The sequence below is a fragment of the Proteus sp. G2669 genome, from assembly GCF_009915245.1.
In the GTDB taxonomy this organism is placed as follows: domain Bacteria; phylum Pseudomonadota; class Gammaproteobacteria; order Enterobacterales; family Enterobacteriaceae; genus Proteus.
This window is the reverse complement of record NZ_JAABLX010000048.1, coordinates 46,938-68,629: the sequence shown is the minus strand read 5'-3', so window position 1 is coordinate 68,629 and position 21,692 is coordinate 46,938. Positions and strand designations below refer to the sequence as shown.

At 42.6% G+C, this 21,692-nt stretch carries 28 protein-coding genes; all 28 read left to right on the top strand.

Translation table 11 applies throughout. The features are described from left to right. Nucleotides 1-2: 2 nt before the first annotated feature. Entirely contained in the window at nt 3-341 is a 339-nt protein-coding gene (locus tag GWI68_RS13815; protein ID WP_104459239.1) for a hypothetical protein, read from the top strand. 77 nt (nt 342-418) lie between these two features. Beyond that, nucleotides 419-1,012: a DUF1367 family protein gene (locus GWI68_RS13810; protein WP_166540663.1), complete on the top strand. Its 594-nt coding sequence runs from the start codon at nt 419-421 to the stop codon at nt 1,010-1,012. A gap of 11 nt (nt 1,013-1,023) precedes the next feature. After that, nucleotides 1,024-1,335: a Ref family recombination enhancement nuclease gene (locus tag GWI68_RS13805; RefSeq protein WP_049211163.1), complete on the top strand. Its 312-nt coding sequence runs from the start codon at nt 1,024-1,026 to the stop codon at nt 1,333-1,335. After that, complete coding sequence (locus tag GWI68_RS13800) at nt 1,323-1,856, top strand: antiterminator Q family protein (RefSeq protein ID WP_049211165.1); 534 nt, start codon at nt 1,323-1,325, stop codon at nt 1,854-1,856. The genes GWI68_RS13805 and GWI68_RS13800 overlap by 13 nt, the downstream gene beginning before the upstream one ends. Before the next feature lie 162 nt (nt 1,857-2,018). Next, the gene (locus tag GWI68_RS13795) at nt 2,019-2,216 is read left to right on the top strand and encodes a hypothetical protein (protein ID WP_004250554.1); all 198 of its coding nucleotides are present in this window, start codon (nt 2,019-2,021) and stop codon (nt 2,214-2,216) included. 142 nt (nt 2,217-2,358) lie between these two features. Then, nucleotides 2,359-3,408 carry a site-specific DNA-methyltransferase gene (locus tag GWI68_RS13790; RefSeq protein WP_208105201.1) on the top strand — a complete coding sequence of 350 codons (1,050 nt, stop codon included), beginning with the start codon at nt 2,359-2,361 and terminating at the stop codon, nt 3,406-3,408. Between the two features lie 258 nt (nt 3,409-3,666). Continuing rightward, nucleotides 3,667-4,023: a phage holin family protein gene (locus GWI68_RS13785; RefSeq protein ID WP_223878670.1), complete on the top strand. Its 357-nt coding sequence runs from the start codon at nt 3,667-3,669 to the stop codon at nt 4,021-4,023. Beyond that, nucleotides 4,016-4,420, top strand: a complete 405-nt coding sequence (locus tag GWI68_RS13780) for a hypothetical protein (RefSeq protein ID WP_060961280.1) — start codon at nt 4,016-4,018, stop codon at nt 4,418-4,420. The genes GWI68_RS13785 and GWI68_RS13780 overlap by 8 nt, the downstream gene beginning before the upstream one ends. 53 nt (nt 4,421-4,473) lie before the next feature. Next, nucleotides 4,474-4,869: a lysis protein gene (locus GWI68_RS13775; RefSeq protein ID WP_243733393.1), complete on the top strand. Its 396-nt coding sequence runs from the start codon at nt 4,474-4,476 to the stop codon at nt 4,867-4,869. 490 nt (nt 4,870-5,359) lie between these two features. Further along, nucleotides 5,360-6,379 (top strand): terminase small subunit, encoded by a 1,020-nt coding sequence (locus tag GWI68_RS13770; protein WP_166540661.1) that lies wholly within the window; start codon nt 5,360-5,362, stop codon nt 6,377-6,379. Between the two features lie 198 nt (nt 6,380-6,577). Then, entirely contained in the window at nt 6,578-7,975 is a 1,398-nt protein-coding gene (gene terL, locus GWI68_RS13765) for a phage terminase large subunit (protein WP_129765354.1), read from the top strand. Nucleotides 7,976-7,978: 3 nt separating this feature from the next. After that, nucleotides 7,979-9,481, top strand: coding sequence for a DUF1073 domain-containing protein (locus GWI68_RS13760; RefSeq protein ID WP_166540660.1), 1,503 nt, complete (start codon nt 7,979-7,981; stop codon nt 9,479-9,481). Between the two features lie 37 nt (nt 9,482-9,518). After that, nucleotides 9,519-10,232 carry a phage minor head protein gene (locus tag GWI68_RS13755; RefSeq protein WP_087741162.1) on the top strand — a complete coding sequence of 238 codons (714 nt, stop codon included), beginning with the start codon at nt 9,519-9,521 and terminating at the stop codon, nt 10,230-10,232. Next, nucleotides 10,229-11,491 (top strand): DUF2213 domain-containing protein, encoded by a 1,263-nt coding sequence (locus GWI68_RS13750; RefSeq protein ID WP_166540659.1) that lies wholly within the window; start codon nt 10,229-10,231, stop codon nt 11,489-11,491. The genes GWI68_RS13755 and GWI68_RS13750 overlap by 4 nt, the downstream gene beginning before the upstream one ends. Then, the gene (locus GWI68_RS13745; protein WP_049209851.1) at nt 11,491-11,988 is read left to right on the top strand and encodes a hypothetical protein; all 498 of its coding nucleotides are present in this window, start codon (nt 11,491-11,493) and stop codon (nt 11,986-11,988) included. The genes GWI68_RS13750 and GWI68_RS13745 overlap by 1 nt, the downstream gene beginning before the upstream one ends. Continuing rightward, entirely contained in the window at nt 11,988-13,055 is a 1,068-nt protein-coding gene (locus GWI68_RS13740; RefSeq protein WP_166540658.1) for a major capsid family protein, read from the top strand. The genes GWI68_RS13745 and GWI68_RS13740 overlap by 1 nt, the downstream gene beginning before the upstream one ends. Before the next feature lie 69 nt (nt 13,056-13,124). Further along, the gene (locus tag GWI68_RS13735; protein WP_166540657.1) at nt 13,125-13,466 is read left to right on the top strand and encodes a hypothetical protein; all 342 of its coding nucleotides are present in this window, start codon (nt 13,125-13,127) and stop codon (nt 13,464-13,466) included. Nucleotides 13,467-13,468: 2 nt separating this feature from the next. After that, nucleotides 13,469-13,900 carry a DUF4054 domain-containing protein gene (locus GWI68_RS13730; RefSeq protein ID WP_166540656.1) on the top strand — a complete coding sequence of 144 codons (432 nt, stop codon included), beginning with the start codon at nt 13,469-13,471 and terminating at the stop codon, nt 13,898-13,900. Beyond that, complete coding sequence (locus GWI68_RS13725; protein WP_166540655.1) at nt 13,900-14,358, top strand: hypothetical protein; 459 nt, start codon at nt 13,900-13,902, stop codon at nt 14,356-14,358. The genes GWI68_RS13730 and GWI68_RS13725 overlap by 1 nt, the downstream gene beginning before the upstream one ends. Continuing rightward, nucleotides 14,358-14,729, top strand: a complete 372-nt coding sequence (locus tag GWI68_RS13720; protein ID WP_166540654.1) for a hypothetical protein — start codon at nt 14,358-14,360, stop codon at nt 14,727-14,729. The genes GWI68_RS13725 and GWI68_RS13720 overlap by 1 nt, the downstream gene beginning before the upstream one ends. Beyond that, entirely contained in the window at nt 14,716-15,231 is a 516-nt protein-coding gene (locus tag GWI68_RS13715) for a hypothetical protein (RefSeq protein WP_166540653.1), read from the top strand. The genes GWI68_RS13720 and GWI68_RS13715 overlap by 14 nt, the downstream gene beginning before the upstream one ends. An 8-nt stretch (nt 15,232-15,239) precedes the next feature. After that, nucleotides 15,240-16,727, top strand: coding sequence for a DUF3383 domain-containing protein (locus GWI68_RS13710; protein ID WP_166540652.1), 1,488 nt, complete (start codon nt 15,240-15,242; stop codon nt 16,725-16,727). 10 nt (nt 16,728-16,737) lie between these two features. Then, complete coding sequence (locus tag GWI68_RS13705) at nt 16,738-17,190, top strand: hypothetical protein (protein WP_109397949.1); 453 nt, start codon at nt 16,738-16,740, stop codon at nt 17,188-17,190. Between the two features lie 40 nt (nt 17,191-17,230). After that, on the top strand, nt 17,231-17,689 hold the full coding sequence (locus tag GWI68_RS13700) for a hypothetical protein (RefSeq protein ID WP_004250588.1): 459 nt from the start codon (nt 17,231-17,233) through the stop codon (nt 17,687-17,689). Nucleotides 17,690-17,774: 85 nt separating this feature from the next. Beyond that, complete coding sequence (locus GWI68_RS13695; protein ID WP_166540651.1) at nt 17,775-20,069, top strand: hypothetical protein; 2,295 nt, start codon at nt 17,775-17,777, stop codon at nt 20,067-20,069. After that, a complete protein-coding gene (locus GWI68_RS13690) occupies nt 20,066-20,593 on the top strand; it encodes a phage baseplate protein (RefSeq protein ID WP_166540650.1) in 528 nt (175 codons plus the stop codon). The genes GWI68_RS13695 and GWI68_RS13690 overlap by 4 nt, the downstream gene beginning before the upstream one ends. Continuing rightward, on the top strand, nt 20,593-20,910 hold the full coding sequence (locus GWI68_RS13685; protein ID WP_166540649.1) for a hypothetical protein: 318 nt from the start codon (nt 20,593-20,595) through the stop codon (nt 20,908-20,910). Before GWI68_RS13690 ends, GWI68_RS13685 begins: the two co-directional genes overlap by 1 nt. Further along, a complete protein-coding gene (locus tag GWI68_RS13680; RefSeq protein WP_166540648.1) occupies nt 20,876-21,691 on the top strand; it encodes a hypothetical protein in 816 nt (271 codons plus the stop codon). The genes GWI68_RS13685 and GWI68_RS13680 overlap by 35 nt, the downstream gene beginning before the upstream one ends. Nucleotide 21,692: the final 1 nt, after the last annotated feature.

The window sequence follows — 21,692 nt, the reverse complement described above, 5'->3', positions numbered from 1 at the left end:
CAATGGCAAAAACAGTAGCAGAACGTAAAGCGGAACAACGTAAACGGCAGAAAGAATTAGGTGTAACTAAAATTGAATTACTTGTAGATAATCAAGAATTGGAAATGATAAAGCGTAATTGTGTATTGCGCATGCCTGGTCGAGAACCGTATGGCATTATTGAATACCTACAGATGCTTATTCGGAAAGATGATGCTGAGTATAAAAAGCAAGTAGAGAAATTATCTAAACGTAAATGTAAGCGTTGTGGTGATATATTACCTGTTCAGCAATGTTGTATGTCAGGTGATTCCGAATGTTGGGTCACTAGTGGATACAAAGAGTTGAAACTGGTTATCTAACTCAACCTATTGTATTATTACAGTATTGGTCTGAACACCCAATCCTAAATATTTGCTGTGTCAACTGAGAGTCAAGTATGGCACAGCATAGCTTTATCAAAATGTCTAACGATACTCTTGTACCGGCTAACCCTGTTACGAGAGATTTTCTGCATTCAAAAATCAAGTGTGGTGATGTGCTTTCAGCGAATTTTAAGAAAGCTCGTAACCCTAGATTTCACCGTAAATACTTCGCATTACTCAACTTAGGCTATGAATATTGGGAACCAGTTGGCGGTACCATTTCACCTGAAGAAAAAGAGCTTGTGCGTGGTTACATCACATTCCTTTCATATTACACGGATAATGCTGACGCGCTCTTATCAGCATCCGATATCTATCTAGAAGAAGTCGCACAAAAACGTGCACAAAATATCTCAGCAACAAAATCATTTGATGCTTTTCGCTATTGGGTTGTAGAGCAAGCCGGTTATTACGATACGTTTGAAATGCCTGACGGTAGTTTACGCCGTGTCGCTAAATCAATCAGCTTTGCAAATATGGGCGACTTAGCATTTAGCGAACTCTACAAAGCCACACTCGATGTCCTTTGGAATTTTATCCTTCGTAAACAGTTCCCCACTCAAAAAGCTGTAGAAAATGCAGTATCTCAATTATTAAGTTTCACGTAGAGGCAAGACCAATGATCAAATCAAAGACCAAAGAAGAAAGACAGTGGCTATCAGATGTAGCAGAACTGGGTTGTATTTGTTGTCGCAATATGGGGCTTGGGGCAAGTAGAGCGGAAATACATCATGTTAGAACAGGGCAGGGAATGGCACAACGAGCAAGTCATACAGATGTTTTACCACTGTGTCCGCCACATCATAGGGCGTGTTATGAAACCGGCTTTCATGCATCACCTAAATCATGGCAAGAAATTCATGGTAGCGAGATTGAGTTATTAGAACAGACTAAGCAAGAAGTAATGGAGCTACGAGCATGTCGAGTATAAAGAGCATATCAGATGGGTTAAAACTTGATGATGATCAGGTTGCATGGATCCAGCCTTGGTTATCAAAATTTGGAGCATGGGTATATTCAGGGAGGATAGAAAAAAGGCAAAGCAGTATTATTGCTGAATTTATGGCGACAGTAGAAAGGCGTGATTATCCTGAGCGAGAAATGTGTAATGACGATGACGGAATGTTGATTGCTAAAGTGGTCGATAAAATTTATCACATAGACAGAATAGCGTTTACGCTCTTGTTACTGCGTTATGCCTTCGGTAGTTCAGATCGCGCTATTGCTCGTTATTACCACAATATAGCAAAACCGCGACAAATGATTAGGCGCAATAGAACGGTAGAATATAGAAAACCCTCGATGTCTACATGCCGAAGAGAAATTGAGGACATAATTAATTCAGCCGAATATTTAATTTACCCACATTTAAAAGATGCATTTAAAAAACGAGAAAAAGAGTGGAAAAGTAAAAATAATAGCAAGAACGTGTTGACTTCTTTGAGCCAATGATCCACTATTTAAGTATAAGTTGCCGTTTTTATACAGTGACCAACTAACCCAGCCTAAGCGCTGGGTTTTTTTGTATCTAAAACAGATAAGACTTGCTGTTTACTTTGTTCAGAGTTACATGTGTGTTCGCGACCAATAACTGACCAAAGGTATTAAAATATCATGTTAAAACATAGTGATATGACAGAAGAGGCAAGACTTGTTTTTGAAGTTGTTCCGCATACGAAAGAGGTAACTGTTGGCGAAGTTGCACAGTTTACTTATTTAACTGAGCCACGTTGTCAATTGATATTAACTCAGTTGGCGATGGCGGGGCTAATCAAAGAAAACATCAAAGAAAACACATTTCAAAATATCTAATACTGTGAAAATGGGCGACTGTAAAAGTGTTGGTAGCACCTTTACAGTCATTCACCCGTTCTGGTAGATCACGGACAAACTAAAGCCCACTGCTTATGTGCACAAAGCATAGTGAGCTTATCAAAAAAGGTTCTCCTGATCTATGAAAAATACTGTGAATTTAAACAGTGTAAATTTAGTCAATGATGACTCACTCAGCTATATAAAAACACTTCCCGATAATTGTATTGACTTAATCGCAACTGACCCGCCTTACTTTCAGGTGAAGTCTTGTAGTTGGGATAATCAGTGGGAAAACGTAACATCATATTTATCTTGGCTTGATGAAATGCTTGCGGAATTTTGGCGAGTATTAAAGCCTAACGGTAGCCTTTATATCTTTTGCGGTTCGAAACTAGCGTCAGATACAGAATTACTCGTTCGTGAAAGATTTAATATTCTAAGTCACATTGTATGGGCTAAACCATCAGGGCCTTGGCGCAGGACATGTAAAGCTGATTTACGCAGTTTCTTTCCAAGCACGGAAAGAATTTTATTTGCTGAACATTATCAAAGCCCATACAAGGGTAAAAGTAGTGCTTATCTTCAGCAATGCAAAGCGCTTAAAGAAAATGTATTTAAGCCTTTAATTGAGTATTTTAAATCTGCACGTGAATCGTTAGGAATAACAGCAAAAGAAATAAAACAGGCCACAGGTAAACAAATGGCTTCACACTGGTTTAGTTACAGCCAATGGCAACTACCGAGTGAGTCTGACTACAAAAAACTGCAGGAGCTGTTTCATCGCGTAGCAAGTGAAAAGTTTAGTAGTAATCCTTTAAATCGTGATCATACTGATTTGATAAAGGTGCAGGCTTCTCTTAGTCGAGAGTACCAGGAGCTTGCTGAACAATATCAATTATTGCGCCGTCCTTTTTCTGTCACCGTTGATGTTCCTTACACCGATGTGTGGACGTATCCACCTGTGCAATATTACGCAGGTAAACATCCTTGTGAAAAACCAGCTGAAATGATGGAACACATTATTCGCTCAAGCAGTCGCGAAGGTGATCTGGTTGCTGATTTCTTTATGGGATCAGGTGCAACACAAAAGTCCGCATTAAAGTTAAATCGTCGAGTTCTTGGGGTTGAACTTGAGAAAGAGCGTTTTGAACAAACAGAGCAAGAAATAAAAGCATCAATTCGTAAGTAAGTCTTACAGGCTCAACTCTCCGGAATTTACGGATAGTTCACATATTCGGTTATTCCGAACAACTGAATTCCTTGCTATAAGGTTATGGTAGCGCGTAACAGTCTGGCTGAACTAAACCAGCCATCTATTTCAATAAGTTGTCTAGTGCGACTTTTTTTGTATATGCCGACCACAGAGCAATTACCCTCGTTATCACGTTCACATAAGAGCTGTGAGTCGGCGTTCTATTAACTAAATTCCTCCTATGGGGAGGTGGGTATGAAACGTATGCCAGAAAAATTCGAATGGGAGCAGATTTTACGCTGGTTACAATCGGTCCTCCCACTCTTAGGTGGATTTACTATTGCTACAACAATTGCATACATCAGAGAAAGACAGGCTGGTTCTCAATGGAAGCGTTCCTTAGGTGAGGCCGTTATGTGTGGCTTGCTTAGTGTTGGAACTATTCGGTTTATTGATTGGTGGCTATCACGTAGTGGTGATGCTAGTTCGTGGGCATTATTGGCGGAATTCTGTGGTGTTGTAATTGGATTTTTAGGGACAAAGAAACTATACGCACTTTTTGAGGGCGCTGTCAAAATAGTAAAGGCTAAGTTTGGAGTTAAAGATGACTAGACCAGCACGCGGTGAGCGTAATAACAATCCAGGCAATCTTCGACACGGAGAACCTTGGCAAGGACTATCAGCACAGCAAACAGATAAAGACTTCTGCCAATTTGTATCTACAGAGTACGGTATTCGTGCAATTTATGTATTGATGCGAACCTACGAAAAGAAATACGGATTATGTTCTATCCGTGAAATTATTAATCGCTACGCCCCACCAAAAGAAAATAATACCGAGGGTTACATTCAGCGAGTCGCGAAAGAATTGAATGTAAGCACGGAAGATTGTGTATCAGTAAGCAAAAAAGAAGTTGCTATCGCATTGGCTACGGCCATTGTTGGTGTCGAGCTTGGGTACCAACCATACAGTCAGAAAGTCTTTGAAGATGCTTGGTTGTTGCTATGAATCTAGGCGAAACAATAGTGTCCGTGGGCGTTATTTTGATGATGAGCGTCGGTATGACTTGGCAAGGGAATAGGATAGATAAACTGAAAGCCTCAAATAGTGAACTAACCGCTCAGTTATCAGAACAAGTTAAAATCAACGAAAAATACCAAGCTCGCATTACCAAATTAAACGAGCTTGATACAAAACACACGACGGAACTCACAAATGCAAAAGCTGAAATTGATAGGTTGCGCGTTAGTGCTGAGCGTAATCCTGACAGGGTGTACATCAAAGCTGAGTGTCCAAAAAGCACCACCACTTCCACCGCCAGCATGGATGATGCAACCACCGCCCGACCTACTGACACCGCTATCAGAAATTATTGGTTACTCAGAGAGCGAATTGCAGAGTCAGAACAGATGATTAAAGGGTTGCAGGATTATATCAAACAAGAATGCATGGAATAAAAAAAGCCCAGCATGGGAGGCTGGGCAATACTAACAAGATATCAATTAAAGTGTAGCGATAACTACTTAGTATAGCTTAAATAGGTATATATACCAGATTGATTATTCCTATTTATCTCCCACTTAAATAAACAGCACAATATAAAAATAAACCTGTGAGTTTGATTTCACAGGGTGGCTGAATTTAAGCAAAAAATAAATACTCATTAATCATACTGCTATTTTTATTTCGTGCCAATAGAAGAAGGCGTAGCGTTGTCGCTGTCTCCTATGTTAGCCATAACCTGTTTTATTCTCAGCAGATAGCGCATAGTGAGAGTCAAAAACAATGAATACCGTCATTTTGTTATTTTTCGGTCATTATCAGCAACGTCAGCTGTAGGTAGAAGAAAGGGCGTGACAACCGGAGAGACGAGTACAATTCATAAGAGTCAATCACAAAGCCTATTTTAACGAATGGGCTTTTTAATAGGCTAAGGAGATAAACACAATGGCAAAACCGGATTGGGGGATGCTACAACAACAGTTCCTCGCCGAACATGCTATAACAGGAATATCCCCTAAAGAGTGGTGCGAACTAAAGGAACTAAACTACGCAACAGCCCGACGATATATCAAAATATCCAGTGCGCAGAATGCGCAAAAAACTGCGCACAAGAAATTGCGCACTGCGCAGAAAAAAGAATGCGCAAAAGAGCCAATGTGCAATAGTGATATACCCACTGCGCAGAGTAATGGATCAAGTAATGCGCATGATGATGAAAACACCTTTAGTCTGCGCAATTACGGGCTAACTGAACAACAGATTAAATTTGTTAGTGAATACCTTATCGACTTAAATCGAACAGGAGCATATAAGCGAGCCGGTTATAAAGGCGAAGGAAATACAGCTTATGTAAATGCTACTCGCATGCTAAGAAATGCTAAGGTTTCAAGAGCAATCACTGACGCATTAGCCGAACGGGAACGCAGAACAGAGATAACCCAAGATGCCGTATTAAAAATATGGTGGGATATCGCAACGGCAGACGTTAACGAGCTGACCGAATATCGACGCTTATGTTGCCGTCATTGTTGGGGCTTTGGTTTCAATTACCAGTGGCGTGATTCGATAGAGTTTGAAGACGCTACTAAAAAAGCAGTCGTAGCAAAGAAACCTCCTCCACAAGATGTGGGCGGTTACGGTTACGATGAAACATTAGATCCAAATCCTGATTGCCCTCGTTGTAACGGTGCCGGTATTGGTCGTGCGTACTTTCATGATACGCGTGATTTAACAGGGCCAGCTCGTCGAGTATTTGCAGGAGTGAAAGAAGGTAAGTTTGGTGTCGAGGTTATCACTCGTAATCAAGATGAAGCGCTTAAGATGGTTGCACAGCATTTAGGTATGCTAAAGAACAAGACGGAATTAACGGGTGTCGATGGTGGTCCTATTCAAACAACAGGAATAGATTTAAGTCACTTAAGCTTCGAGCAACTTCTTCAATTGAGAAAAAAGGGTGAAAAGTAGTTCTATTTAACATAATGGTTCTAATGCGCCCCTTCACTTTTGAACTCAACTAAAAACACAACCAAAACTGCTAAAAGTAACAATCTTCTTTCTGTTTTAATGCCGTTTTATTGTTAATCAATTGTTATCAAAAACATGAAAATCATTTCGTGCCAATTACGGCATGAAAGGGTTATTTTTGTCACTTTAGGTATCTCTATGGATGTCAATTTCGACTTGTTTGATGAAGAAGTCAGGAGAGAGATAGCTAGACGTAGTTTGCACGAATTTATTCAGTATATAAACCCTGAATACATCACAAGCCATTTTTCTCAGACGGTATGTGATGCGCTCGACCAGTTCTTGATTGATATGATGGCAGGTAAGCGCCCTAAATTAATATTAGGGGCACCGCCACAACATGGTAAGTCTGATATTGTTTCTCGCTATCTTCCCGCTTATTTCTTTGGAAAATACCCTAACATGCGTGTGGGTGCGCTGTCTTATTCCTCAGATTTAGCCGGTGATATGAATACCGATGTTCAGCGCATTATGATGTCCGATGAATATCGCGTGCTATTTCCTAAAAGTTGGTTAGGCAATAAGCCTGAAAACGGCATTGCAGTTAAACGTAATTCTGACGAGTTCGGTATCGCTAATCACAAAGGCAGTTATGTTTGTGCCGGGGTAGGTGGCCCATTAACGGGTAAGAAAGTTGACCTCGGCATTATTGATGACCCGATAAAGAACTCGAAAGAGGCACTTAGCCCAACTGTTAAAAAATCAATTTGGAACTGGTACGTTTCGACCTTTAAGACCCGTTTATCAAAAAATAGCGGTGAAATTATCATGGCCACTCGATGGGCAACTGATGATTTGTCTGGTCAATTAAAAGAAAAAGCGCCTGAAACCAAGGTGCTTGCATTCCCTGCAATCAATGAACGAGGGGAAGCACTGGTACCAGAGTTACACCCAATTGACAAACTCCTTGAGACAAAAGCAATCCTTGGTGATTACTTCTGGTCTGCTATGTACCAACAATCACCTAAGCCGGGGGATGGTCAAATCTTCCACGAAGAATTTGCTCAGTACTATCTACCGAAAGACCTACCTGAAAAATTCGATAAGGTTATCCATAGTTGGGATATGACCTTTAAAGACAGTGACGGTACTGACTATGTGGTGGGGCAGGTATGGGGTAAGAAAGATGCAAATGCTTATTTACTGTATCAAATTCGAAAACGCATGAGCTTTACTGAAACCTTAAAGTCGGTGAAATGGTTAGCTGAAAAATTCCCTGAGGGACGACGTAAGCTGGTGGAAGACAAAGCCAATGGCCCTGCTGTAATCGACTCTCTCAAATCAACCGTATCAGGGTTAATTCCCGTCGAGCCAGATGGTAGCAAGGTTGCTCGCGCTCATGCGTGTACTGCTGAGTGGGAAGCTGGCAACGTGTGGCTACCACACAAAAGCATTGCACCTTGGATTGTTGAAACAGTAGAAGAGATCACTACATTTCCGTTCTCTAGCAATGACGACACAGTAGATGCCATGACTCAAGCATTACGCGATTTATATCAGAAGAAAAAAGGTAGTTTCTTCACAACTAGGAGATGAACTATGTGGTGGCCGTTTAAGAGGCGAAAAACAGAACCACTCGCACCGGTTAAACGGTCAGCATTCACAACTGACTTATATCCTGCGCTGGCGCGAGAACAGGGCTTTGATGGGATTAATTTACCCCAACCCACAATTGCAGGTGTTGCGATGGATAGCATTGATAGCTATGTGCCCTCATTTAAAGGTGAGCAGGTTTACGGTGTGCCTGAGTCACAGGCCTCATGGTATGCCTCACAAATGTTTATCGGCAACAATATGTGTGCGGTTATCGCTAAACACTGGCTGGTGGATAAAGCCTGCAATATGCCCGCGCGTGATGCAATTCGCCAAGGCTACGATATTGATTGTGATAACGATGATGATCGCGCTATCAGTAAAAAGCTCCGTAAACGTGATAAAAAATACCGTATTACACACCAACTGAAAGAGCTGGTTCATTTTGGGAGAGTATACGGCGGTCGCTTAGCATTATTCGTTGTGGAGACATCAAACCCGAAAGAGTGGTACGAAAACCCGTTTAATATCGATGGTGTGACTAAAGGGATGTATAAAGGTATTAAACAGATTGATCCACAATGGGTAACGGCCGATTTAACGGATTCCAATGTTCAAGATCCTGCCAGCATGGGTTTCTACGAGCCGACCTATTATGTGATTGGTGGGCGTAAGTATCACAAGTCTCACTTTATTAAGTTTGTGCCGTTTCCTGTACCTAACGTGCTTAAGCCAATGTACAACTACTTTGGCGTATCAGTGCCAGAACGTATTTATGAGCGTGTCTACGCTTCAGAACGTACCGCCAATGAAGCACCACAACTGGCAATGACTAAGCGTTTGCTTACGATGGGGATTGCAGATCCAGAAAGCGCTGATAAGGATATTATTCGCGAAAATATGCTTTATTTTATGGAGATGCGCGATAACTATGGTGTGCAAATGACGGGCAGTGAAGATACGGTTCAACAGTTCGACACCTCATTAGCGGATTTAGACGCTACGATTATGACGCAATATCAGCTGGTGGCATCGGCTTCAAATGTACCAGCAACAAAACTGCTAGGTACTACCCCGAAAGGCTTTAATTCAACGGGTGAATACGAAGAAGCCAATTACCGCGAAGAGCTTGAAAGTATCCAATCAAACGACCTTGAAGAGCTATTGCAGCGCCATTACGACATGCTAATGCGTAGCGATGGTTTACCTGTGACAGAAATCTCTATCACATGGGCTCCACTTGATAGCCCGACGGCTGTTGAGAGTGCGGATATTGAACTGAAAGAAGCGCAGACCGATGTGGCACTGGCTTCGACTGGTGCGATAGATGGGTTAGATATCCGTAAAAAACTGGCCAGCAATAAAGCGTCTAGCTATTACGGCATTGAAGTGAACGAGGCAGATTATGTCGAGGCGAATACGAGTACGAACGAAGCGAGCACAATGGGCAACCTCTCGCCAAGCAGTAATGAAAGGGAAGCCCCTGCAGTATTCAGTCGCCCCAGCTAGTCGTTATCAAGGTGACATGTCACGACTCATTAATGCAATGATTAAAGACTATGAAAAAGTGTTTAGTGAATTAAATGACGACTTTGACGGTTTTACGATGGATGCCAGTTTTGCCAGTCAAACACGCATCTGGCTTAACCGGCTAAAACGCAAATGGGATAAGATTTTTAAACAAAAATCCACAGAGATTGCGGATAAATTTGTTTCCCAAGTCGATATAGGCGCAAAGCGTAATTTAGATGATTCTCTCAAACAGTTGTCAGGGGGGATCACCATCAAAACCCCAGCCATGCCCGAAGCCTTGAAAGATAAAATTATTGCCTCTACAGCTGAAAACGTATCGTTAATTAAATCTATTCCACTGCAATTTCATCAACGTATTGAAAGTGTTGCATTACGTTCTATTAGCCAAGGTGGTGAAGGTGCAAAGACGCTATTAGAGGAAATTAGGCATACAGGCAGTGTGACTGAAAAAAGGGCGAATTTTATCGCTGTTGATCAAACACGAAAAATCACGACTGCAGTGAATTATGAGCGTATGAAATCTGCCGGTATTCGTAAGGCAGTTTGGCATCACTCGGCTGGTAGTGCCGAACCGCGTGAATTACATCTGCGTCTGGATGGTGAAGTGTTTGATTTAGATAACCCACCTGTGATTGATGAACGGACAGGTGAGCGTGGCTTGCCCGGACAATTACCAAACTGTAAGTGCTTCTGGACACCCGTAATAGATTTCGGTGAGGAGACATGACCAAACGACAATATGATTTAAACGGCTGGCTGGAAGTGAAAGATAACCCCATCTCTAAAGTTGGGGTTTTTGATTATTTAGGGTTTGAAATTGGCGCACCGATACCCGAAAAAATTTACAAGGTGTATCGCCCACAAGAAGAACTGGCCAGCACAGAGACAATTAATTCGTTCAAATTAAAGCCCTTTGTTGATGAGCATGAAATGTTAGGGAAAGACGGCACGCCTGCAGAGACAAAAGGGATACAAGGGGTCATCGGGGAGCAAGTTTATTTTGAATACCCCTACCTCAGAGGCAATATCAAAATCCTGTCTAATTCAGCGCTTAACCAAATTGAAGGAGGAAAAATTGAATTATCTCCGGGTTATCGCTGTGTTTACGATTTCACACCAGGCGAATTTAACGGTGAACGTTATGACGCCATACAACGGCATATTAGAGCCAACCATCTTGCGTTAGTTGATGAAGGGCGCACTGGCGCTGATGTTGCTGTACAAGACCATCTTGTTATTACCATAGACACAAAGGAACTTATTCGCATGAATCCTGAAGATGAAAACAAAGACAAACCAACCACTGATGAAGGTGCCTTTACGCCCGAGCAATTGGAAGCGTTAAAAGCCATTATCAAGGAAGTCATCACCAGCACTCAACCTGCAACAGATAATGATCCAGAAGAAGAGAAAAAACCTTCAACTGATTCTGATCCTGACGAAGAGCAGAAAGCAGAAGAAGCAGTGGAAAAAGCCGAAATTGCCACAGAAGAGGCTGAATCTGGCGAACCTGAAGCAGTCGAGAAAGCCGAGGTCGCCATTGAAGAAGCTGTCGAAGCGATTGAAGAAGCCAAAGAGCATCTTGACCAAGCCACTACCGATGGCCTTCATCGTCGTTTAAAACGCTTAAATCGTAGCATGACCGCAATGGATGAAATGGCATCGCTAAAACGTAAAATTAAGCGATTAGAAAAAGCCAAACCCGCAATGGATACGGGGGAGTTACTCAAACAAATCGGTGCGCGTGATTCGTTAGCGCATAAATTAACGCCATTTATTGGTGTGTTTGACCACTCAGCCATGACTCAACAACAAGTTGCCGAGTACGGTGTTGAAAAACTGGGTATTCAATGCAGTAAAGGCACAGAAGCCATTGCTCTTGATGCTTGGATGCAAGGGCGTGTGCCTGACTCCCAAAAGCCCAGCTCAACAATGGACTCTGCAGTGAGCAATAAATCAATTATGGATAAATGGGGAGCTAAATAATGGCAATTCCTAAATCAGTAGCAAACGGCTTAATTTCTGGCGTTGTTGGTGAAATTAGTCATGCAGGTCCTATTCGCGCTGTTTCCGCCATTCTCAGTTCAGCAGATGAAAAGCTGAATATTTTCGGTCGCGCCTATACCTACAAAGATGATTCCGTGGAATCTGTTCAAGTTGGGGGAAAAGGGGCATTTGCGGGGATCATGATTAACCCTAAAGCCTATCGTATCGAAGAAGCATTCGCTCGTAACGGTACGCAAGGTGAATTCCTGACAATGGGGGAGGTTTTCGTTGAACTAAAAGAAGTGGCAGGAAAAATCAACGCACCGGTTGTTTTTGATGAAGCAGACGGTTCGCTATCTTCGAAAGCCACCATTAGTGCAGGTGATCGTGTCATTGGTTTTATCAGCCGACACCTTGAGTCAACAGAAAGTGCTCACTTGGGCATTATTCGTTTAACAGAAATCCCATATCCAGCATCTCCAAAGGAAGGTGAATAATGCCAGTCAGTAAAATTAAGTTTCACATGTCTGGTCGTGATGTCAAAAAACATGGCCAACTAAATATTAACCCTGATCAGAAATGGACATACGGGGAATTAGCGCAAATCGGCTTTGGTGGTTTTTCTGCGATGGACTCCGCGATCAGCGGTGGTGCAATGCAGGGGGGCTTAATTCAACGCGAAATGTTGCAACACGTTTTACCGGGTGTCATTCGTACTGCTACGCGCGTGCGTGTGTTAGATGAAATCACAGGTATTGTTAATGCGGGCGAGTGGCATGATGAAGAAATCATTCTGAATGTGGCGACACCAACCGGTAAAGCCGAACTTTATGGTGATCATACCAATGTACCATTAGCGTCTTATGCGCAAGACCAAGAGCGCCGTGGTCTTGTTCGTTTCGAATTAGGTTTCCAAGTGGGGAAATTAGAAGAAGCGCGCCAATCGTCTGCAGGTTTTGTTGCGATGGAAGAAAAGCGCAATTCAGTGACTGAATCATTAGAGCAAGGGCGTGAGCGAGTGGGTTACTACGGGTTTAATAGCCCTGAAACGCGCGTCTTTGGTTTAATGAATGAGCCTAACTTGCCAGCCTATGAAACCGCTAAAGGTAAATGGAAAGGGGGAACATTCGCGGATATTACTGCTGATATAACCGATATGTTCTCGCGCATTGAAATCAGCTCTGGCGGTATTATCAAGGATGATACGCCAATCACTTTAACATTACCGTTAGGTTTTCGTTCTGCACTGAATGTGGCTAATCCAGTCGCGCGAGGGGAGACAGTTTATCAATGGATAAAAGAAAACTATCCGAATATGCGTCTAGTTTTCTCTCCTGAATTTGCAGGCGCAAATGGTGGGGCTGATGTGGCCTATATGTTCGCAGATAGTATTGATGATGGTTCAACGGCAACCAGTGCGGTGATCCTGCAAGTCGTGCCTGTGAAATACCAGTTATTAGGTTCACTCAACCAAATTAAAGGGTATATGGAAGATGCGACCAATGCGACAGCGGGTGTGTTTGTAACTCGTCCGTGGGCGGTGACACGCTTAACCGGTATCTAATCTCACCACTTCTCTTTTTGCGCCCTCATTTGAGGGCTTTTTTATATCCAAATAACAGGAGAGCACTCCATGCCTCTTTATGCCTATTGCACCTTATCGAATGACCAGAACTACACCGTGAGAGATGGGAAAGTGTTTATTGCGGGTCAAGCTAATGTGATGACTAAACACATGTACACACCGCGTGGCCGTGTAACAGAAATTACTGATGAACAATATAAACAGCTCAAAGAAAATCACGTTTTTAATCTTCATTGTGAGAATGGCTTTATTGCCGTTGAGCCTCGCAAAGAAGATCCCGAAAAAGTTGCCACTGATATGGAAGCTAGCGACCAATCAGCCCCTGACACTCCTGAATCGTTAGAAGCTGAAAAGTTAGACGTTCCTAAAACCAACAAAAAAGGTAAGTGATCATGGAGACGAGCACATTTCCTTTAACGTCATTTCGTGTGCTCTATCCGCAGTTTAACGGTGTGTGTGATGATGAAATATTTATCATTGCTCAATCTGCGTTGAACTATTTCTCTGTATATAAGGGTGTTTGCACTAACGAGCTGTGGATGCTCGTTGTTGCACACATGCTAACACTCAGAAAAATGATTGCTGATGATGAGTCACCTACCGGTGTGGTGACGAGTGTGACTATCGATAAAGTGAGCGTGTCATATTCTGCACCGCCTGCCGGTTCGGACTGGTCGCACTGGTTCAAAATGACCACATTTGGTCAGCAATTTCTTGCACTGATCAAACGTTGTAGCGTCCCTCAATATTTTGGTGGTGGCGGTGAGCGTTCAGCATTTCGTGGTGTAGGTGGGCGATTTACACGAGGAGGGCGGTTACGTTAATGACTAAATTAGCGCAATTAAAAGCGGTTTACGATGAATTGGCTAAAAAGCGATTAAGTGTTGGTTTCTTTGAGCATTCAAAGTACCCCGATGGAACACCTATTGCTTATATTGCTTCTATTCAAGAGTTGGGCTATCCCGCTGGTGGCATTCCTCCTCGCCCATTTTTACGACCGACAATGAATGATAAAAAGCAGGATTATAGTCAGTTAATTTTTCGTGCTGTGAAAGCCTCTATTAAGGGCAACATCACACTGGATAACGGGCTGACACAAATCGGTGCGACGGTTGCGGGCGATGTGAAAATGGCAATAAAAGCAGTCACAACACCGGCACTCGATGATTCAACGGTCAAAGCAAGAGCTCGTCGACATAGCAAAGGCAAAGCCACGGATAAGCCGTTAGTCGATACAGGTCAAATGCTTCAAGCGGTTAGTTTCGCAGTGGAGGATAAATAATGTTTGGTAACTTAAATCGTATTGCTTCACGTTATATTCCCCAGCAAAAGGTGCTCTGGTTTCGATTCAAGGAACGTGGACCTGATGATAGAGGGAATGACCAGAATTACTATTACGATCCCGTAGAAGTTCGCGGAAGTTGGCAGGCGGTCGATACCCAAGATGTTCAATCAATGGGATTAGATACGAGCCAAGTGTACCGGCGCTTATATACCTCTCATGATATTAAAGCTGTGCAACGAGGTACATCTCCTGATTTTCTTGTATTCAATGGTCGAAAATATGATGTGGTGGGTGATGCAGACTGGTACGAACAAGATGGCTGGAAATCGGTGATCTGTATCGAGGCGGGTACTTATGACGGATTATGAGGTTGATGTTGCTATTCGCAAACAACTCTTGTTGCAGTTAAAAGAAGTCGGCATTGGGATCCCCGTTAAAGCCGGTTTCCAATCTACCAAGCAAGGCCGTGAAGATAACATGGTGATGTTTTTTCCCATCAATGAAAACGGTCACGGTTGGCAGAGCCGAAAATATAATGTTCAAGGCAATAAAGCCAATCACCAAGAAAACCAGTTATCCGAAAATACGTACCAAGTTCAAGCTTTCATTACCCAGTTAGGCCATTATTCAGCGAGTGATATTACCGCGATTGTCAGAATGATCGCCAATTCATTGCCCTTTGTTGAAGCTCTCCGCAAACAAGGCATTGGCGTTCAGCGGGCAACCGGTATTCGAACGCCTTATTTTCTGAATGACCAGGGCAACTACGAACAAAACCCCTCATTTGATTTCAATGTGACATTTAATCGCACACTTCATCCTGATACAGACGCCGTGAGTGCGTTGTATCCCGATATTTATCGTATTTAAGGAACGTTATGTCTATCAAACAAACTCGCTATGTCGATATCGCGAGTGCGGTGATTGGCGCGTCTGCTGTACCGATGCGTAAGCTCACGGCTCGTATTTTTTCAACTAACCCTAAAATCCCTGCTGGTAAAGTGCTTGAATTTGCCAGTGGCCAAGTGGATGACTTATTGGGTACTGACTCCCCCGAGGCACATTTTGCGCGTCAATATTTCAGCTATGTCAGCCCAGCACCCGCAAGCAAGCCGAAAGAACTGCAAATTGCCTCTTATGAGCCTGTTGGTCGAGCGCCTACCTTGTTTGGCGAAAAGACAGGCGATTTAGCTGATTTAAAATTAATTAATGACGGTGAACTTAATATCACTATCGGAAAAGTGACAAAAACAATCACAGGAATTGATCTTACTGAAAGCACATCATACGCGGATGTTGCAACAGCGGTGCAAGCGAAATTAAACGCAGAAAATGAACCTCAGTTTTCTAGCGCTTATGTCACGTTTAATTCTCTGGATAGTGCCTTTGTCATTAGCGGTGGTGTGCAAGAGCGTGCGGATATTAGTGTACGCCAATCGGTGCTTGCTGATGCGATGAATATTAGCCACGGCACATCATCAGCCGGTAATCCAGCGCAAACCCCGTTACAAGCCTTTATTGCTTCTGAGGCTGTTTCTGACTCTTTTGGTAGTGCAACGTTTTTAACGGAACTCTCATTAGAGCATGCCGTAGAGCTGGCGCAGTACGTGGCAGGCGAAAACGTGAAGTATCAATTGCACCTGTCTGTGACCAATCAAAATGCAGAAGATTTTAGCGGGGCGTTGGTGGGTACGGCTTCAACGGGCTTAAACCTAAAAACAGCAGATAACTTCTTTGTTCAAGCGTTACCTATGGCCATTATGTCCGCCACGGATTATGACCGAACCAATGCGACGACAAACTATATGTATCGCCAATTTGGTGTCACATTCCCGTCTCAAATTACGACCGATATCGATGCCGATCGCTTAGATAAATTACGGGTGAATTATTACGGAGAAACGGCCGTATCGGGTTCGCATATCAGTTTCTATCAACGTGGCTTCTTATGTGGTGGTGTTGCCAACCCATTAGATATGAGTGTCCATGCTAATGAGCAATGGTTAAAAGCCTATATCTCACAACAGTGGTTCAGTTTACTTATGGCCACACGTGGAGTACCTGCCAATAAAGACGGTGAAGCACGTGCAATGATGGTGATTGCTGGGGCAGTAACCAAGGCAATTAATAACGGCACTATTCTAGCGGGTAAAACTTTAACCGATGTGCAAAAAATCGCGGTGACAGACGCTTCTGGTGATGATTTGGCATGGCACGATGTACAAAACAAAGGTTATTGGTACAACGCTCAAATTGTTGAAAACACAGGCCCCTCTGATTTACCCGAGTACGTGATGAAATATGTATTAATTTACGGTAAGGGCGACTGGGTTCGTAAAGTCGAAGGCTCTCACAACTTAGTGTAAGGAACACAATATGCATGATGTATCAGCAACCGGCTTGAGTATTGTTATTCAGGCTCATAAAACCTTTCCTGCCGGCATTCAAATTACCGCCTTCGCTGATGATGCCGATCCATTAGATTTGCCTGCAGTGGACATTGCGCAAACAGGAATGGATATTAATGGCAATCTTGTCAGTTGGTCAACGCCAACACCTCAAACGGTCACCATTAACGTGTTAGCCGGTAGTGAAGAAGACGAAAACCTCGCTATCTTGCTTGACTCCAATACCGCTCGTCGCGGACAACGGCATGCCGGTGACATTATCACTATGGTCGCTTCGTATGGTGATGGCTCAACAACCACGGCACGCAACGGAAAAATCACCAATGGTAGTCGTGGTAGCTCTGTTGCCAGTGCAGGACGACACAAATCCAAAGCGTATACCTTCGTATTTCAAGACTTCGATCGCACTCGCGCACGTTAATTCTAGGCGGTTCTTCCGCCTTTTTTTATGGATATTAATCATGTTAATTAAACCGAAAGAAATTACGATCACCGATGCTGATCGTGAAGAGCACACTTTTATTATTAGCCGATTACCGGCAACGATTGGACGTGAAATTCTCGCTAAATATCCTTTATCGAATGCGCCTAAAATTGGCGACTATGAAGTTAGTAAAGAAGCCATGCTAAAGATGATGGCGTATGTTGCTGTCGAAAAAGAAGGACAAGAGATTTATCTGAAAACCAGCACCTTAATTGATAACCATGTGCCCGATGGTGAAGCTCTTATTCGTCTAGAACTGGAAATGTTGAAGTATAACACCAGTTTTTTCGGCAAAGACGGGAGCCAAGGTTTCCTCCAATTCCTGCTCAACAAAATCACCGGTTCACTCCCGTCGATTATAAAAACGCTGATGGCTTCTTTGCCGTCATCATCTCAGCCGGTTTCGCCACGCTCACCGAACTCAAAACGTCAATAGATTTAGAAGAGGCGTTTGATTTGTGGGAGATCGCCATTACCAACCGTTATAACGAAGCGCTGGCTTCATCGAAAGGATAAATCATATGGCCTTGCTAGATACCTTTGTTCAGGTATTTGAATTCGATACCCGCCAAGCCGATGATGCGTTTAATCGAGTGAGTAAATCGACCGATGACATTATCGCTGAGATGAAAAAGGCGCAACAATCGGCAACGATGGGCGCTGATGGGTTTACTCAATTTATTCAAAATCTATCTGCACAATTGACAGAGTTATCGTCAAACTCAGTCGATATTCATGTTAATAGTGATACTTCCGGAGTTGCTGACAGCCTGATTGCGGAGATAGATCGCATTAAAGAAAGTGCGACGGACAACTCGCAATTAGTGAGTGATTTTATTCAAAGTATTATTGCCAGCATTGAACAATTGTCATCAGGGGAGCCGATAAATATCGAGGTTGAGGTGGGTGATACGCAAGAAAAAATCGCCTCAGTCATCGTTAAAATTGATGAACTAAAGTCATCAATGAGCTTGCTTGATATCCAACGTGGTGAGCTATCACAAGGCGTAAATGAAAGCCGTGTTTCATCCGAAACGTTAAATGCTCAATATCAACAGATGCAAGATGAATTACTGGCTTTGAATAATGAGTTAAGCACACTCACTAATGCAGAAAAAAAGAACAGGGAGGGAAAGAAAGCCATTGAGGCCATTCTTACTGCATTAAATGCCGACTATACGCAATTTATTGAAACTATACGTACAAAAGGGATTAAAACCACTGAAGAGGAATCAAAGGCTCAGGATCACTTACAAAAAGAACTTTCAGAAACGGAGGCTAAATACAAGGAAGCTGGAAGCTCGGTTGCGGGGTTTGCGACAAAAGCACTAGGTGCTGTTGGTATTGTAATGAGCATTGGCAGTATTTTTGCCGAATCCGTTTCTCGTTCTCAAGAGATTGAAACGCTGGATAAGTTGGGTAAACAAATTGGTGTTGCAACTGTAGATGTTGATGCATTTTCTGGTGCAATGGCTGAATTAGGCGGTTCTAGAGAGTCCGCACAGGCTGATTTATCCGCGATGGCCAATGCGTTTGGCAACACTAAAGACTCAATGGAAAAAGTACTTCAGACAGCGGACAAAGTTCAAGGCATGAGCTTTGATAAAGCGAAGAAAACACTGGAAGGCATGGGGGTATCGGACGATAAAACCATTGAGTTAATGATGAAAGGGCGCAAAGAATTAGAGCGCACAATGGGTATTCAAAAAGAATACTCAGGCATTAGTAAAGAGAGTATTGAAAGTTCGATTAAATTCAATACAGCCATGTCTAAGTTTCAGCAAACATCGGGGGTATTAAAAAATTCTTTTCTAGAAATGGTGATCCCCGCTTTATCGAAGGGGCTAGATTGGTTAACTAAATTTATTTCTTTCTGCAAAGAAAATAAAAACTTATTGATAGGCTTCTTCTCTGCCATTGGTTTGGCTGTAGCGCTGTATTACGTTCCCCCTATGTTAGCTGCTGCATCAGCAACACTTGCAGCAACATGGCCTATTATCGCTATTATTGCCATTATTGCGCTTTTAGCTATGGCATTTGCGATTGTTTATGACGATATCATGAACTTTATTGACGGTAATGATTCGATGATTGGGCGTATTCTCGACAAATATCCACAGCTAAAAGTCGTTATTCTTGCACTATGGGAAACATTCAAAAAGCTCTTTGAATATCTAAAAGCTATCGTTGGTGTTGTGGCAGATATTGTTGTTGCCGGTTGGGATCTAATGGCATCAGGCTTAAAAGCTTATGTTAAGTATTTGCTGAGTTGTATTTCAGTCATTGCAGGTTGGGGTAAATCCTTTGCAGGTGTATTTAATACAGTCAGTGATGCCGTTGTGAGTGCGTTTGAATGGATGTGGGAGCAAGTCAAAAAAATCATTGGTTGGGTAAATACGGGACTTGATGCAGTTAAAAATGGCTGGAAATCCGCTAAAGAGTTTTTCGGATTCGGTGATGATGAAGAAATCACTGTCAATCAAAACGTAGAGCGTAAAGTCAATGATAATGGTGAGATTGAATATGCCATGCCTCAAGAAGAAAGCCAAACGACACAACAGCCACCGGTTAGGCACTCTATTGCTCAAGCCAATGCGCAATTAGATGCGATTGCCAACAATGCAATGAACCCGATTACAAGCCAAGCTATTAGTAATCAATCCAATGTGAAGAATGAAAATAACCTGAGTATTGGAGAGTTGAAAATTGAAACTCAAGCCACAGATGCGCAGGGTATGGCATCGGGCGTAAAGGATGCATTGCAATATCAACTCGCCGATTTTAATCAGCAAAACTCAACGGGAGTAGCAAAATGATCACAGAGGTCAAAATATTTGATTTAGAATCGTTTTCTACATTGTTTGATAGTGTTAATCCGATTCAAGTCAACATCAGAGATGAGCATAAAGCGACACAGTTTCAAGTTGAAAGCGGTGAAACGCGTAGTGATCATGTGATTATTAATCCCATCGAAATTGGCATGGATTTAGTGCTAACAGGGGAAATAAAAAACAGTTTTTCATCGATGCAACAAGCTTTTGATGAACACAAACTTGTTGGTATTCAAACCCGAGTTAAAACCTATCAACCGATGTTATTAACGGGGTTTAATCATGATGAAATACCCGACATGATGGATGCAATAAAACTGTCGCTACGGTTTGTTGAGTGGCGAACTGTTGAACCCGAATACGGAGATTTACCGTCTCGAGCTACACAAAAACCAGCACAGTCATCAACAGTAAATAGGGGAAATGTGCAAACAAAAGACGCCGATACTGAGACTAAGAAAAAAGGTTCGGTCGCAACACGTATCGCAGATGGGGATTGGAGCTTCTAATGAAAGTCATACCCTTAAAAGCTATTCCAAACCAACGCTTATCCGTCAATTTGGAAGGTGTTAATTGGACGTTGACAATAAAAGCCGGTCGCCATGCGATGTATCTCGATATTGAACGAGAAAGTGAGGTTATTGCGATAGGTATGCGCGCAGTAGCAAACGCACCCATTATTCCTTATCGCTATCTGGCCAATGGCACGAATTTAGCGTTTATAACAGAAAATGATGATCTGCCCTGGTATGAATCATTTGATAGAACCCAATCATTAATTATTTGGAGTGATGATGGACTTACGACGAATACGGGTGGGGATTGAAGTTGCAGAACGACTGCAGTGGTATGAAGGATTGCATATTAAAGCCAACGGCACCAAGTATGCCAATCCTTTACAAAATGAATGCACAATTAGCATTGATGGATTAAATGCCCACACTCGAGATTATCTTCTCACTGAAACCAGCCCTTATCATAAAAGCAAACAAACTCGTCGTCTTTACCTTGAAGTAGGGCGCGTCAATACAGGATTATTTCGTATCTTTACCGGTGATATTGTCAGTGCAGAAATTGCCTCGCCTCCTGATGTCACTCTAACCATTAAGGCTAAAACCAATAACGCCAGCTCAGGTGATATTGTTTCTTCCAGTGGTGGCGCCATGCAGAAGATGAGCGAGATTGCTTCATCGGTGGCTAAGGATTGCAAGGTTAGATTGGACTTTCAAGCTACCGATAAAAATATTGCTAATTGGTATTTTTGCGGTTCAGCATTACAGCAAGTACAACGATTGCAGGAAGCGGGAAACGTTAAAGCCTTTATCGATGATGATACGTTGTTTGTCAAAGATGATAACCAAGCCTTAAAAGGGCGCTTGCGCATTCTAAGCATGAAATCAGGCATGGTTGGGATCCCAAAGGCAACCGAAAAAGGGTTGTCTGTTACCTACTTAATTGATGGTGTTTCAGAACTAGGGGGAATGCTACGACTCGAGAGTAAATTCAATTCCACACTTAATGGTGACTATATCATTGAACAACTGAAATTCGATGTTGCTTCACATGATGATCCTTTCTTTTATCAGGCTACCTGTAAACGAGCATAAT

What these genes read in the sequence shown, in the direction of transcription:
- GWI68_RS13815 (WP_104459239.1), top strand. Translation starts at nt 3, where the DNA reads ATGGCAAAAACAGTAGCAGAACGTAAAGCGGAACAACGTAAACGGCAG.
- GWI68_RS13810 (WP_166540663.1), top strand. Translation starts at nt 419, where the DNA reads ATGGCACAGCATAGCTTTATCAAAATGTCTAACGATACTCTTGTACCG.
- GWI68_RS13805 (WP_049211163.1), top strand. Translation starts at nt 1,024, where the DNA reads ATGATCAAATCAAAGACCAAAGAAGAAAGACAGTGGCTATCAGATGTA.
- GWI68_RS13800 (WP_049211165.1), top strand. Translation starts at nt 1,323, where the DNA reads ATGTCGAGTATAAAGAGCATATCAGATGGGTTAAAACTTGATGATGAT.
- GWI68_RS13795 (WP_004250554.1), top strand. Translation starts at nt 2,019, where the DNA reads ATGTTAAAACATAGTGATATGACAGAAGAGGCAAGACTTGTTTTTGAA.
- GWI68_RS13790 (WP_208105201.1), top strand. Translation starts at nt 2,359, where the DNA reads ATGAAAAATACTGTGAATTTAAACAGTGTAAATTTAGTCAATGATGAC.
- GWI68_RS13785 (WP_223878670.1), top strand. Translation starts at nt 3,667, where the DNA reads ATGAAACGTATGCCAGAAAAATTCGAATGGGAGCAGATTTTACGCTGG.
- GWI68_RS13780 (WP_060961280.1), top strand. Translation starts at nt 4,016, where the DNA reads ATGACTAGACCAGCACGCGGTGAGCGTAATAACAATCCAGGCAATCTT.
- GWI68_RS13775 (WP_243733393.1), top strand. Translation starts at nt 4,474, where the DNA reads ATGACTTGGCAAGGGAATAGGATAGATAAACTGAAAGCCTCAAATAGT.
- GWI68_RS13770 (WP_166540661.1), top strand. Translation starts at nt 5,360, where the DNA reads ATGGCAAAACCGGATTGGGGGATGCTACAACAACAGTTCCTCGCCGAA.
- terL (WP_129765354.1), top strand. Translation starts at nt 6,578, where the DNA reads ATGGATGTCAATTTCGACTTGTTTGATGAAGAAGTCAGGAGAGAGATA.
- GWI68_RS13760 (WP_166540660.1), top strand. Translation starts at nt 7,979, where the DNA reads ATGTGGTGGCCGTTTAAGAGGCGAAAAACAGAACCACTCGCACCGGTT.
- GWI68_RS13755 (WP_087741162.1), top strand. Translation starts at nt 9,519, where the DNA reads ATGATTAAAGACTATGAAAAAGTGTTTAGTGAATTAAATGACGACTTT.
- GWI68_RS13750 (WP_166540659.1), top strand. Translation starts at nt 10,229, where the DNA reads ATGACCAAACGACAATATGATTTAAACGGCTGGCTGGAAGTGAAAGAT.
- GWI68_RS13745 (WP_049209851.1), top strand. Translation starts at nt 11,491, where the DNA reads ATGGCAATTCCTAAATCAGTAGCAAACGGCTTAATTTCTGGCGTTGTT.
- GWI68_RS13740 (WP_166540658.1), top strand. Translation starts at nt 11,988, where the DNA reads ATGCCAGTCAGTAAAATTAAGTTTCACATGTCTGGTCGTGATGTCAAA.
- GWI68_RS13735 (WP_166540657.1), top strand. Translation starts at nt 13,125, where the DNA reads ATGCCTCTTTATGCCTATTGCACCTTATCGAATGACCAGAACTACACC.
- GWI68_RS13730 (WP_166540656.1), top strand. Translation starts at nt 13,469, where the DNA reads ATGGAGACGAGCACATTTCCTTTAACGTCATTTCGTGTGCTCTATCCG.
- GWI68_RS13725 (WP_166540655.1), top strand. Translation starts at nt 13,900, where the DNA reads ATGACTAAATTAGCGCAATTAAAAGCGGTTTACGATGAATTGGCTAAA.
- GWI68_RS13720 (WP_166540654.1), top strand. Translation starts at nt 14,358, where the DNA reads ATGTTTGGTAACTTAAATCGTATTGCTTCACGTTATATTCCCCAGCAA.
- GWI68_RS13715 (WP_166540653.1), top strand. Translation starts at nt 14,716, where the DNA reads ATGACGGATTATGAGGTTGATGTTGCTATTCGCAAACAACTCTTGTTG.
- GWI68_RS13710 (WP_166540652.1), top strand. Translation starts at nt 15,240, where the DNA reads ATGTCTATCAAACAAACTCGCTATGTCGATATCGCGAGTGCGGTGATT.
- GWI68_RS13705 (WP_109397949.1), top strand. Translation starts at nt 16,738, where the DNA reads ATGCATGATGTATCAGCAACCGGCTTGAGTATTGTTATTCAGGCTCAT.
- GWI68_RS13700 (WP_004250588.1), top strand. Translation starts at nt 17,231, where the DNA reads ATGTTAATTAAACCGAAAGAAATTACGATCACCGATGCTGATCGTGAA.
- GWI68_RS13695 (WP_166540651.1), top strand. Translation starts at nt 17,775, where the DNA reads ATGGCCTTGCTAGATACCTTTGTTCAGGTATTTGAATTCGATACCCGC.
- GWI68_RS13690 (WP_166540650.1), top strand. Translation starts at nt 20,066, where the DNA reads ATGATCACAGAGGTCAAAATATTTGATTTAGAATCGTTTTCTACATTG.
- GWI68_RS13685 (WP_166540649.1), top strand. Translation starts at nt 20,593, where the DNA reads ATGAAAGTCATACCCTTAAAAGCTATTCCAAACCAACGCTTATCCGTC.
- GWI68_RS13680 (WP_166540648.1), top strand. Translation starts at nt 20,876, where the DNA reads ATGATGGACTTACGACGAATACGGGTGGGGATTGAAGTTGCAGAACGA.